This is a genomic window from Psychrobacillus insolitus, from assembly GCF_003254155.1.
GTDB lineage: Bacteria > Bacillota > Bacilli > Bacillales_A > Planococcaceae > Psychrobacillus > Psychrobacillus insolitus.
Genome location: NZ_QKZI01000007.1, coordinates 15,959 through 27,620 on the forward strand (window position 1 = coordinate 15,959; position 11,662 = coordinate 27,620).

Consider the following 11,662-nt stretch of genomic DNA (forward strand, 5'->3'; position numbering starts at 1 on the left):
CTAAAATGGGCTAAAGGGGGCATGGAAAATATGAAAATAGCAATTACTGGCGGTACTGGATTTGTAGGTAGAGAATTGACAAAACTACTTTTACAAAAAGGGCATGAAGTATATATTTTGTCCCGTTCTGACAATAAAAAGATAAAAGATGTTACGTCTATTCAATGGCTAACAGATGGCGCTACTCCCGAGCAAGAATTAGAAGGAATCGATGCATTTATTAATCTAGCTGGTGAATCGATTAATAATGGTAGATGGACAACTGAGCAAAAAGAAAAAATTTACAACAGTAGAATGCAAGCAACTGATGAATTACTTCGTATATGCAAGTCTCTAAATAACAAACCTAAAGTACTCGTTAATGCAAGTGCAATAGGTATTTATCCCGCCTCAAATGATAAAATATATACAGAGAAGTCTACAGACCTGAGTTCTGATTTTTTAGCTAAAACAGTACAAGACTGGGAACAAAAAGCTATAACAGCAGAGCAATTTGGTATTCGAGTAGCTTGTGGAAGGTTTGGCATTATTTTAGGAAAAAACGATGGTGCACTTCCACTAATGGCACTTCCCTACAAGCTGTTTGTTGGAGGGAAAATCGGCTCAGGAAAAAATTGGATGTCCTGGATTCATGTTAAAGATGTTGCAAATGCACTACTTTTTGCAGTTGAACACGATATCCACGGTGCTTTTAATGTTACTGCTCCGAACGCAAAAAGAATGAATGATTTTGGAAAAACATTAGCAACTGTTTTAAATCGTCCACACTATTTTCCTGTTCCCGCATTTGCATTAAAACTTGCATTAGGTGAAAAAAGTCAACTTGTTATAGAAGGACAAAACGTTTATCCAGAAAAGTTAATTGAAAATGGATTTATGTTTGAATTTCCTGATTTATCAAAAGCATTATATCATATTTACTCATGAATAAATAAATGATAAAAACGCAACCTACTAAAAAAGAAAGGTTGCGTTTTTATGTGGAAACAGCATTTTTGGGGAATCGTAATAGCAGCTACAATTCTTAGTATGGGAATATTCTATCAGCCATTTTCTGCACAGGCAGGAGAAATTCATTGGGGATTAAAGAAAGCAACAGGGGAAAAGCAAGCGGAAGCTGGAGCAGAGCTTGATGCAATCCTTGAAAAGCACGGAGCCGTTTATAAAGGTACTGCTGATAAAAAGATAATTTATTTTACATTTGATAATGGCTATGAAAACGGCTATACAGAGAGTATTTTAGATACACTGAAAACAGAAAAAATTAGTGCTACTTTCTTTTTAACAGGGCATTATTTAGAGAGTGCTACTCCTCTTGTTAAGCGAATGATTGAAGATGGACACCAAATAGGTAACCATTCTTATGGACACCCCAATTTAGCACGACTTTCTAAAGAAGGAATAAAAAAAGAGCTAGAGAAATTTGATAACCGTTTAAAAGAACTTACTTCATTAGAAAGAACGACTGTTACTAGACCACCTGAAGGCATATTTAATGAACAAGTTTTAGAAGCAGCCAATGAACTTGGCTATCAGCATATATTTTGGTCTGTTGCTTTTATTGATTGGCATAAAGATCAGAGAAAAGGCGGAAAGTATGCATATGACCAATTAATGGCTCAAATTCATCCTGGAGCAATCATATTAATGCATACCGTTTCCCCTGATAATGCAGAGGGTCTTCCTATGTTCATCAAAGAAGCTAGAAAAATGGGGTACACATTTGGATCCCTCAATGAACTTAACATGAATAATCTGGATATTCCGCTTTCTTTTCTTCCTTGAGCTTGTCCTTTATAATAGAAACAAGATGATAAAGGTAAAAGGACGTGACGGAATGATAGAACAAGAAACGATACAAGTGGGACAACAATTCCCACTAACGATTAAGAGATTAGGCATTAACGGAGAAGGTGTTGGCTTTTTCAAACGTACTGCTATATTCGTAAAGGGTGCTTTACCCGGTGAAGTAATTACTGCAGAAGTAACTGTAACTAAATCAAAATATGCACAAGCGATTATTAAAACAATACGAGAAGCATCTCCTGACCGAGTAACCCCTCCGTGTTCTATATACGGCGTATGCGGTGGTTGTCAATTGCAACATATGTCTTACGACAGACAACTTATTGAGAAAAGAGACTTGGTTATTCAAGCACTTGAACGTTATGTGAAAGATTTAGCCCAAACAATTGAAGTACGAGACACAATTGGTATGGATAATCCATGGCATTACCGAAACAAGAGTCAGTTCCAAGTAAGAGAAGATGGCGATCAAGTAATCGCGGGATTGTATGCGGAAGAATCTAACACGTTAATAGACATTAACGAATGTGCCGTACAACATCCAGTTACTACGCATATTACAAACGAAATTAAAAAACAGTTAGAAGAACTAAATATTTCTATTTACGATGGTAGAATTTCTAAAGGAATTGTCCGCACAATTGTTGTTAGAACTGGTATAAAGACTGGCCAAATTCAAGTTACACTCGTTACGACTCAAAAGAAAATGCCACGTAAAGAAGAGTTAGTTCAGAAAATACGTGAAATAGACCCGAATATTGTATCCATCAGTCAAAATATAAATGCAGAAGACACATCGCTAATTTTCGGGGATACTACATTTAACTTACTTGGAAAAGAAACGATTCAAGAAAAACTTGGCGGACTTGCTTTCGATTTATCGGCTAGAGCATTTTTCCAACTAAATCCAGAACAAACGGTATACTTATACAATGAAATTGAAAAAGCTGCAGCATTAACAGGAGAAGAAACGGTAGTAGATGCTTACTGTGGTGTTGGAACAATTGGACTTTGGCTTGCAAAAAATGCAAAAGAAGTTCGTGGGATGGATATCGTGGAGGAGTCCATTAAAGATGCCAAAAGAAATGCAAAACGTAATGGTTTCAGTAATACGACATTTGTAAATGGTACTGCGAAGCACTGGTTACAAAAATGGAAAAATGAAGGTTTCGTTCCTGATGTACTAACAGTCGATCCACCTCGTTCTGGTTTAGATGATGAATTACTAACATCCATTTTAGAGATAAAGCCACAACGCTTTGTCTATACATCTTGTAATCCTTCTACACTTGCAAAAGATTTAGAAGCTTTAACAGAAATTTATGACGTTAAATACATTCAACCAGTAGACATGTTCCCTCAGACATCTCATGTTGAAGCTGTTACATTACTTGAATTAAAATAATATAGTTGAAAAAACGGTTGTACAATATATGACATTGGTGAAATAAAATCCCCTTCTCGATCAAACAGGAGAAAGGGATGGAATTTCACTAGTGTCATTTTTTTATCAATATCTATGAAAAAAAATCCGGATCCGCTCAGATTTTGTTGCGAGCGGCCGCTTTCCGTGGGGCGTGCGGTGAGCCTCCTCGTCGCGAAAACCGCGCTCTGAAGTGCCCCCCAAAAAAAGGCTAACCCATCCATCGGAGTTAGCCTTTTGCCTATGCTCTATCCCTTAACGCATCACAATTTCTCTACCTTCCAGCGCACTTGCCGCTCTATTAAATACAGCACTTGCTGCTTCTCCAATATGCTCTGACACAGTTGGGTGTGGGAAAATGACATGTGTCAATTGCTCCGCTGTTCCTCCTGTTACTTTAGTTGCCAATATGGAATTCAAAATTTCAGTTGCACCGTCACTGACAACACATGCTCCTATAATACTTGCATCCACAGTAGAGGCAATTAATTTCACAAAGCCCGTACGATTGCCTTCTATAAGTGCCTTCGGATTTGTATCTAATGGTAATGTAACGATTGTATGATCTTCTCCTACTTGGTAATCTAACAAGCCAAATGTCGCAATTTCAGGTTGCGAATATACGCAACGTGGAATCAACATCTGATCGATAACATCCGGATTTTTCCCTAAAAGAGTATCAACCACATGTTTTCCTTCAGCACTTGCAGCATGGGCAAGTTGGAAACCTCCAACTAAATCACCAATCGCATACACATGTGGCAAGCTCGTTTCACAGTGCCCAGTGACCCCTATTAAACGACCATCGAATTCTAAACCAAGTGATTTAGCAATTTCTACATTTGGACGACGCCCTGTTGCAAACAGCAAATTTTCATATGTAAAAATACCTTTTGACGTATGTATTTGATTGCCATCAAAATAATCAAAATCAAAGTCTAATACCAGATCAATACCAAGTTGCTTCATTTTCTTGCGAATAAGCGGTCTTGCTTCTGGCTCTTCTGTTTGCAATATGTCCTTACTATGATTCAACATTGTCACCTTTGTACCAAGCGCTGCTAAACTAAATGCCAGTTCAACCGCAATGACACCACCACCAACAATGGTTAACTGCTTAGGAAGCTCTGTCAAATCAAAGAAAGTATCTGTCGTAAGATACGTAGTCGTTTCAAGTCCTTTAAAAGTAGGAACAAACGGCTTACTACCTGTTGCTAAAATAATGTCCCGCGCTTTAAAGGCCCGATTGGTCACAGTCACTGTTAAATCCTTAGATACATTCGCTTCTCCACGATAAAACATAATATCACTCTCACGAATATACCCTTCCATATTGTACAATAATTCATCCACCACAGAATCTTTACGCTTCATTAACTTCGGGAAATTAACGCGAATTTCATCGGCCTCAATTCCCCACTCTTGAGCTCGTCTAAATTCCTGTAACAACTTACTATGCTCGAGCATAATTTTCGATGGTACACAGCCGTTATTGTAACAAGCGCCACCTACTCGATCTCTTTCAACTAACGCTACCTTCATGCCACTTTTCGCCGCATGAACCGCTGCTGCGTAACCTCCTGCACCTGCACCTATCACCGCTAAATCAAATTGTTCCAAACTTTCTCACCTCGCCACTACGTTACCATGTAGGCAAGTTTAGAACAATGCCCTAGAAAGAAAAAAACAACAGTTTAACAATTTTACATAAACGTTGAACTATTTACTGGATAAATAATTGCACAACAAAAGGCTCAATCAATATCTACATGAGATAGACTGAGCCTTTTATATATAACTATTATCATCTTTTTTAATCATAACTGCATTTTTCGACGTATCGTCGGTGAAATGTCTATCCACCCTCTTTCTAAGTAAGTAACTGTTTTCAACTATTCACTCCGTCCCCCCTTCTATGTATGCCTTAAAGTTACTTTAACATATAAACAGAAAATTGTAAACATTCAAAACAAATAATTTTTAAAAACATTTCCTTAGAACTATCTTTTCTTTCCATTTTGTACTATTCTTATACATATAAAGTGAGGTGTTTTTCTGTGGGTAAACAAATATCAAATCCAGAACAACAAGTATCTTATCTAAAAAATCGTCTAGAAATGTTTTTAGAAGTTTTAGATTCAATTGAACCCGAAACAACTGAACTAGAAGATATAGACCGTCTTATCCAAATGATGGATGACTTAGAATTAAAAATGGAACAGTTTAAAAATAGTAAAGAGTAGCTTCTAGCTGCTCTTTTTTTCATGCTTTTGCGGAGATTCATGATGAATAAAGTTAAAAAGTACATACTTATAATTAGCCTATTTATAACTAATACAATTTGATTGACGAGAATCACACACTAGATTATAATTATTATAAATAAGCAATGAATGTAAAATGGATTTCTACATAGAAATCCATTTTCGTCTTTTTATAAACAAACTAATATTGAAATTCATTATCAAGGAGGTTATCTCATGTCAATAATCGAAGAAAACGAAAAATCGCTATTCAAATCGCTACTTTCTAATATTGAGTTAGTCGCAGCCCTTTCCTCGGGTGTATTAATTCTAATAGCTTGGTCACTTGACAAATCTGACTACGAAACAGCTTCCGTTGTTTTTTATCTACTAGCATTTGTTATTGGAGGATTTGCCAAAGCAAAAGAAGGACTACAAGAAACAATTAAACACAAACAGCTAAATGTAGAACTACTAATGATTTTAGCCGCAATTGGATCTGCAATTATCGGATACTGGACGGAGGGCGCTATTCTGATTTTCATCTTTGCTCTTAGTGGTGCAATGGAAACATATACAATGAATAAGAGTAGAAAAGAAATCTCTTCCCTTATGAAGCTTCAACCAGAAGAAGCATGGAGACTGCAAGACGATGGTTCTACAATTCGTGTATCGGTAAGTGAATTAGTTCTAGGTGATCGATTAGTCGTGAGACCGGGTGAAAGAATTCCGGCTGATGGAGTAATCATTAGTGGGTCCACTGCAATAGATGAAGCTGCAATTAGTGGAGAATCAATTCCTGTTTCAAAATTTGATGGAGATGAGCTATTCGCTGGTACAGTAAATATTAGTGGTGCCATCACGATGGAAATGACGAAAGCAAACGAAGACTCCCTTTTCCAAAAAATTATTGATCTTGTTCAAACTGCTCAAAATGAAAAATCACCTGCTCAACAATTTATCGAAAGATTTGAAAGCACGTATGTAAAAGTAGTGCTCTTATCGGTTGTCGTTATGATGTTCCTTCCTCATTATTTACTCGGATGGGACTGGACTACAACTTTCTACCGTGCAATGGTTCTACTAGTTGTAGCTTCTCCATGTGCACTCGTCGCTGCAGTTATGCCAGCAACTCTTGCAGCTATTTCTAACGGTGCCAAAAACGGGATTTTGTTTAAAGGTGGCGTACATTTAGAAAATGTAAGTGAAATGAAAGCAATCGCGTTAGATAAAACTGGAACATTGACACAAGGTAAACCTATCGTAACAGACTTTTTTGTACGTGAAGACTTAGATCGCTTAGCTACACTTACATTACTTGCAACCATTGAAAGTCAATCGAACCACCCACTCGCACAATCGATCACTTCCTTTGCAAAGTCAGAAGGTATTACACAATTTCCAATTATCCACATTGAAGATGTACCTGGATTTGGGTTAAAAGCTAACATAGATGGGGAAGAAATTCTTGTTGGAAAACCAGCCTTTGTCAATAAAGAGGATGCATTCGCCTTCCAAAATGGTGTTGCTATATCTCTAGCAGATGAAGGTAAAACTGTAATCTTTTTAAGAGATGGAAAAGGAATAGCGGCTGCAGCAGCATTAAAAGATACTGTACGAGAAGAAGCAAAAGAAGCGATTAAACTCTTGAAATCATTAGGCATCAAGACAATAATGCTAACAGGTGACAATGAAAAAACAGCTAGTGTTATTGCAAAAGAAGCCGGAATAGATCAATACATCGCGGAATGTTTACCTGAAACAAAGGTAAAACACATGAAAGATTTATTGAAAGAACATGAATTTGTGGGAATGGTCGGAGATGGCATTAATGATGCTCCAGCTCTTGCAACAGCTACGACAGGCTTTGCAATGGGCGAAGGAACAGATGTAGCATTAGAAACTGCTGATGTCATCTTGATGAAAAATGATTTATCTAAAATCGCATATGCCGTGAGGATGTCGCGTAAAATGCAGCGTATCGTAAAACAAAATATTGTATTTTCTATTACTGTGATTGCTATTTTAATCATTTCAAACTTCCTACAAATAGTGAATCTGCCTTTAGGTGTTATTGGCCATGAAGGAAGTACAATTTTAGTAATTTTAAACGGATTAAGAATGCTTAATAGAAATATATAAAGATCAGAGGGATCAAATGATCCCTCCGATCTTTATTTTTTTAAAGCTATTTTTCTTTCTTGCATGACTGCGTTTATTTGCCCACCAACTAATAAGATTATGCCAGTAATGTACAACCAAAGCATAAGAACGATTATTCCCCCGATGCTTCCATATGTTGAAGAATAATTTCCAAAGTTAGTAACGTAGTAAGAGAAACCTAGAGATACAGAAATCCAGCCTATGGTCGCAAAAGCTGCTCCTGGCAAAACACTTTTCAAAAATAACTTTTGGTTAGGTACAATCCAATACAATGCCACTAAAACAACAAACATAATAAGTGGAGTAATTGTCCACCTTAAATTATTCCATAGTTTTATAAAACTCTCTTCAAAGCCAAAATATGAAAACAGAATAGATCCAATTTGTTGTCCAAACACTGGTAATATTAGTGCGATGATGAACAATACAATCATCAATAATGTAAAGACAACCGATAATCCCCTAACGATAAAAAAGGGCCTAGTCTCTTCAATTTCATACGAACTATTTAATGATTTTACAATTGCATTCATCCCATTAGAAGCAGACCAAATCGTACCAATTATCCCGATTGATAAGAGTCCACCATTTCGATTAAGTAAAATATCGGATAAAGTTCCTTCAATAAGAATATATACCTCTGCTGGAGCATAATTTTCTATAAATCGAAATACTTGTGCTTCGTCCAAGTTCAAATAGGGCAATAGTGTAACAATAAAAATAAGTAATGGAAATAGTGATAACAAGAAAAAGTATGCTAATTGGGCTGCTAAACCTGTAATATCTGCTCTTTGGATATGTTCAAGAAGATTTTTAAAATATCCAGACCACGTAGTCAAATCTTGTTCTGTATTGCTGCCTTTCTTTGCTTTCATGTTTAAAAACTTTAATTTATTAAACCAGTTAGAAGAGGATGTTTGTTTATTTGAAGAATGATTATCTATACTTTCTCTTTTCAATACATCCTCGCCTTTCTTTTCAAGTATTACTTTTTTTCTTCAAAAATACTCGTTGGCTCAGGGTCTGGTACAACAATCGATTTGTATTCATCTTTTGACTGTGTAAATGCATCTTTTGTATCTGTTATTAATGTTTTAACTTGCGGAGTCATTTCTTTTACTTCTCCCACTTTTTGCGATAAATACGTCGCATCAGCAGCAAATTGATTATAAACTGAAGTCCATTTTGTTATTTGACTATCAACTGTATTTTTCAATTCAGCTCTATTATTACTATAATAACGTATTTCATTTCTAACATATCTTGTTTTATTTACCACAGAGTCTCTTGTCTTTCTATCTAATAACGTTAAAGTTCCTCCTACAATTGCACCGTAAATGATACCTTTAACTAATTTATTTTCACTCATAATATTGCCTCCATTTTTACTATATATGCTTTTAATTATACCCTTGCTTTAAACGATTAAAACAAATAATTTACTTTTCCACAAAAATAGTCTTGACTTAATCGTTAAATTTTATGAACATTGTAAATAAGGGAGGCGTACATAGAAAAGAAAGCGGTTCACGTGATAAAAAAGACTATTAGAAAATGGGGGCATGGATAGATGGAAAAATTGAATGAATTTTTAGGTCATGTTTCGTCCTTTTTATGGGGGATTCCACTATTAATATTAATCGTAGGGACAGGAATCTATTTAACAATCCGAGTAGGTTTTTTACAGGTAAGACTTTTACCTACTGCTTTAAAACTAGTATTCTCTAAAAATCATGATAAGTCAGCTGAAGGAGATATTACTCAATTCCAAGCACTGACGACTGCACTTGCAGCAACAGTTGGTACTGGTAATATCGTAGGCGTTGCTACTGCAGTAGTACTTGGTGGACCAGGTGCGATATTCTGGATGTGGTTATCTGCATTCTTCGGGATGGCAACAAAATATAGTGAAGCTATATTAGCAGTAAGATTTCGTGTAAAAGATGCAAACGGTCAAATGGCTGGTGGTCCAATGTACTATTTAGAACATGGATTAAAGCAAAAATGGTTAGCTGTTCTATTTGCAATCTTTGGTGCAATCGCAGCATTTGGTATCGGAAATGGAACACAATCCAATTCTGTAGCCGGTGCAGTCAAATCAACATTCGGATTAGATACTTGGATTACAGGAATTATACTTACTATATTTACTGCACTTGTTATTCTTGGGGGTATTAAATCTATCGGTAATGTTACCGCAATATTCGTACCGGTTATGGCCTTATTTTATTTATTAGCAGGATTAATCGTTATGATAACAAACATAACTGCGGTTCCTGACGCTTTTGCTACAATTTTCAAAATGGCATTTTCAGGTGAAGCTGCTGCTGGTGGCGCTATTGGTGCTGCTATTCGTTATGGTATCGCACGTGGTGTATTCTCCAATGAAGCTGGTTTGGGATCCGCTCCTATCGCTGCAGCTGCAGCAAAAACGGATCTTCCTGGACGACAAGCACTGGTATCAATGACTCAAGTATTCATTGATACATTCATTATCTGTTCCATTACAGGTGTGACAATTGTAATGTCTGGACTATACAAAGATCCTAATCTTCCAGCTAACGAATTAACCTCCGCTGCATTTGGACATTTCCTTGGGGACTGGGGACCAATTGTTGTAGCAATAGGATTAATTTTCTTTGCATCATCAACTATTTTTGGTTGGGCTTATTACGGAGAAAAATGTTTCCAATACTTATTCAAGAGTCCTTCATTATTAATCGTATACCGCATTGCATTCGTAATCATGGTATTCATCGGTTCTGTCGTTTCTCTAGATTTAATCTGGACGTTCTCTGATATTACTAACGCTTTAATGGCGATACCAAACTTAATAGGTCTTCTTGGTCTATCTGGAGTAGTAGTGTATGAAACAAAACGTATTCAAGATAAATTAAAAGAAGAGAAGCTTGCTAAACAAGCTGGTAAATCTATTTAGTATTTGACAATCGTTGCTTAGAATGAAATGATTACATTCTAGTGTATGAAAGGTAGGTACGAATATATGAATTTATCACAGCCTTCTGTTGAAAACGTGACGTTTATGATTGAGACGATCAAAGATAAACTTCGCATGGCAAATGGGGACGCAATGAAGCCAGAGAACTTTAATGCAACTCAATACGAAGATCTTGTTTATCTATATGAAATGGTTAAAAAGAGAGATACTTTTAGCCCAAGCGAAATGCAAGCAATTGCATCTGAGTTAGGAAACTTGCGTAAATAAGAAAATTCCCGAGATTTTACTCTCGGGAATTTTTTTATATTTATTCCCGTGTTGCAAATAACTGATGAGCAATCTCCTAAAAACTGTGATATCAACAAATGAGCAAAATCGATATACGACATATTTTAAAATAAGTACAAATATAAGAGAAAAGTCTCTTTTTTGCACTTATTTACGGATATGTCGTATACTCATTTTGTTCATTTTTAAAATGTGCTAAAATATTTTACTAGTGAAATGTCCCTGTGTTAGAAACATTCACGTTTGTTTCTAACACAGGAACAAAAAATAATGTATTAAAAAGCTATCAACGTGGTTCTTGTATCATTTTCATCTGTAATATACTCTATATTTTTGTAACCAGCAGTTACTGCCCTAGAGAATATATTCTTAATATTTATTTGGTCTTTTGAATAAATCGTTACATATGAGGAATCGACCAGTAGGAGTACAAATTTACATTCACTTTCAACAAATTCTTGATAAGTTGCAATTTCTCTCACATCTGAATTTTTCGTAAATTCCTTTAAATCAACAAATATAAGGTAATAATCTTCTTTTGAAATTTCCTTATGCAGCCCTTCCCCATTTATTATGCAATTTGTTGGGAATAGTGGGTTTCCTAAAGTATTATTGTCAATAAAGTATGATTCTCCTCCGCCAATTTTCCAAGTTAATCCTTTTATATTGATACCATCTAATATCTCAAACAAATACTTCCCGTAGGCGTTTGGAATTTCAAAAGATATACCTCTCACTCGTAATCCCCATTTCTCTTTTAAAATTAATCTGCACCTTCAG

The 11,662-nt window shown here is 35.9% G+C and carries 11 protein-coding genes; 7 read left to right on the forward strand and 4 right to left on the reverse strand.

Annotation, left to right across the window (positions count from 1 at the left end; all coding sequences use genetic code 11):
* Positions 1-30: 30 nt before the first annotated feature.
* The 3 genes from C7437_RS13320 to rlmD are packed head-to-tail and all read left to right on the forward strand — an operon-like array spanning position 31 to position 3,211.
* On the forward strand, positions 31-927 hold the full coding sequence (locus tag C7437_RS13320) for a TIGR01777 family oxidoreductase (protein WP_111440395.1): 897 nt from the start codon (positions 31-33) through the stop codon (positions 925-927).
* Positions 928-978: 51 nt separating this feature from the next.
* Positions 979-1,785, forward strand: a complete 807-nt coding sequence (locus C7437_RS13325; RefSeq protein ID WP_111440232.1) for a polysaccharide deacetylase family protein — start codon at positions 979-981, stop codon at positions 1,783-1,785.
* A gap of 52 nt (positions 1,786-1,837) precedes the next feature.
* A complete protein-coding gene (rlmD, locus tag C7437_RS13330) occupies positions 1,838-3,211 on the forward strand; it encodes a 23S rRNA (uracil(1939)-C(5))-methyltransferase RlmD (RefSeq protein ID WP_111440233.1) in 1,374 nt (457 codons plus the stop codon).
* 273 nt (positions 3,212-3,484) lie between these two features.
* Here the strand turns inward: rlmD and C7437_RS13340 are convergent, their stop codons facing one another.
* Positions 3,485-4,849: a dihydrolipoyl dehydrogenase family protein gene (locus tag C7437_RS13340; RefSeq protein WP_111440235.1), complete on the reverse strand. Its 1,365-nt coding sequence runs from the start codon at positions 4,847-4,849 to the stop codon at positions 3,485-3,487.
* 437 nt (positions 4,850-5,286) lie between these two features.
* Here C7437_RS13340 and C7437_RS13345 point away from each other — a divergent pair, with 437 nt between their 5' ends.
* Together C7437_RS13345 and C7437_RS13350 are read left to right on the forward strand one after the other, a co-directional pair.
* Entirely contained in the window at positions 5,287-5,472 is a 186-nt protein-coding gene (locus C7437_RS13345) for an SE1561 family protein (protein WP_111440236.1), read from the forward strand.
* A gap of 237 nt (positions 5,473-5,709) precedes the next feature.
* The gene (locus tag C7437_RS13350) at positions 5,710-7,614 is read left to right on the forward strand and encodes a heavy metal translocating P-type ATPase (RefSeq protein ID WP_111440237.1); all 1,905 of its coding nucleotides are present in this window, start codon (positions 5,710-5,712) and stop codon (positions 7,612-7,614) included.
* A 32-nt stretch (positions 7,615-7,646) separates the two neighbouring features.
* Here the strand turns inward: C7437_RS13350 and C7437_RS13355 are convergent, their stop codons facing one another.
* Both C7437_RS13355 and C7437_RS13360 read right to left on the reverse strand, forming a co-directional pair.
* Complete coding sequence (locus C7437_RS13355; protein WP_245909292.1) at positions 7,647-8,594, reverse strand: YihY/virulence factor BrkB family protein; 948 nt, start codon at positions 8,592-8,594, stop codon at positions 7,647-7,649.
* 26 nt (positions 8,595-8,620) lie between these two features.
* Positions 8,621-9,004 carry a YtxH domain-containing protein gene (locus tag C7437_RS13360; RefSeq protein ID WP_111440238.1) on the reverse strand — a complete coding sequence of 128 codons (384 nt, stop codon included), beginning with the start codon at positions 9,002-9,004 and terminating at the stop codon, positions 8,621-8,623.
* A 201-nt stretch (positions 9,005-9,205) separates the two neighbouring features.
* Between C7437_RS13360 and C7437_RS13365 the strand changes: the two genes are divergently transcribed.
* Positions 9,206-10,573 carry an alanine/glycine:cation symporter family protein gene (locus C7437_RS13365; RefSeq protein WP_111440239.1) on the forward strand — a complete coding sequence of 456 codons (1,368 nt, stop codon included), beginning with the start codon at positions 9,206-9,208 and terminating at the stop codon, positions 10,571-10,573.
* 66 nt (positions 10,574-10,639) lie between these two features.
* A complete protein-coding gene (locus C7437_RS13370; protein ID WP_111440240.1) occupies positions 10,640-10,861 on the forward strand; it encodes a DUF1128 domain-containing protein in 222 nt (73 codons plus the stop codon).
* Between the two features lie 296 nt (positions 10,862-11,157).
* On the opposite strand, the gene C7437_RS13375 is transcribed toward C7437_RS13370, so the two are convergent.
* Entirely contained in the window at positions 11,158-11,619 is a 462-nt protein-coding gene (locus tag C7437_RS13375; RefSeq protein ID WP_111440241.1) for a DUF2691 family protein, read from the reverse strand.
* Positions 11,620-11,662: the final 43 nt, after the last annotated feature.

Excerpts from the sequence above, each read along its gene's own strand:
- C7437_RS13320 (WP_111440395.1), top strand. The coding sequence starts at position 31 with ATGAAAATAGCAATTACTGGCGGTACTGGATTTGTAGGTAGAGAATTG.
- C7437_RS13325 (WP_111440232.1), top strand. The coding sequence starts at position 979 with ATGTGGAAACAGCATTTTTGGGGAATCGTAATAGCAGCTACAATTCTT.
- rlmD (WP_111440233.1), top strand. The coding sequence starts at position 1,838 with ATGATAGAACAAGAAACGATACAAGTGGGACAACAATTCCCACTAACG.
- C7437_RS13350 (WP_111440237.1), top strand. The coding sequence starts at position 5,710 with ATGTCAATAATCGAAGAAAACGAAAAATCGCTATTCAAATCGCTACTT.
- C7437_RS13360 (WP_111440238.1), bottom strand. The coding sequence starts at position 9,004 with ATGAGTGAAAATAAATTAGTTAAAGGTATCATTTACGGTGCAATTGTA.
- C7437_RS13365 (WP_111440239.1), top strand. The coding sequence starts at position 9,206 with ATGGAAAAATTGAATGAATTTTTAGGTCATGTTTCGTCCTTTTTATGG.
- C7437_RS13370 (WP_111440240.1), top strand. The coding sequence starts at position 10,640 with ATGAATTTATCACAGCCTTCTGTTGAAAACGTGACGTTTATGATTGAG.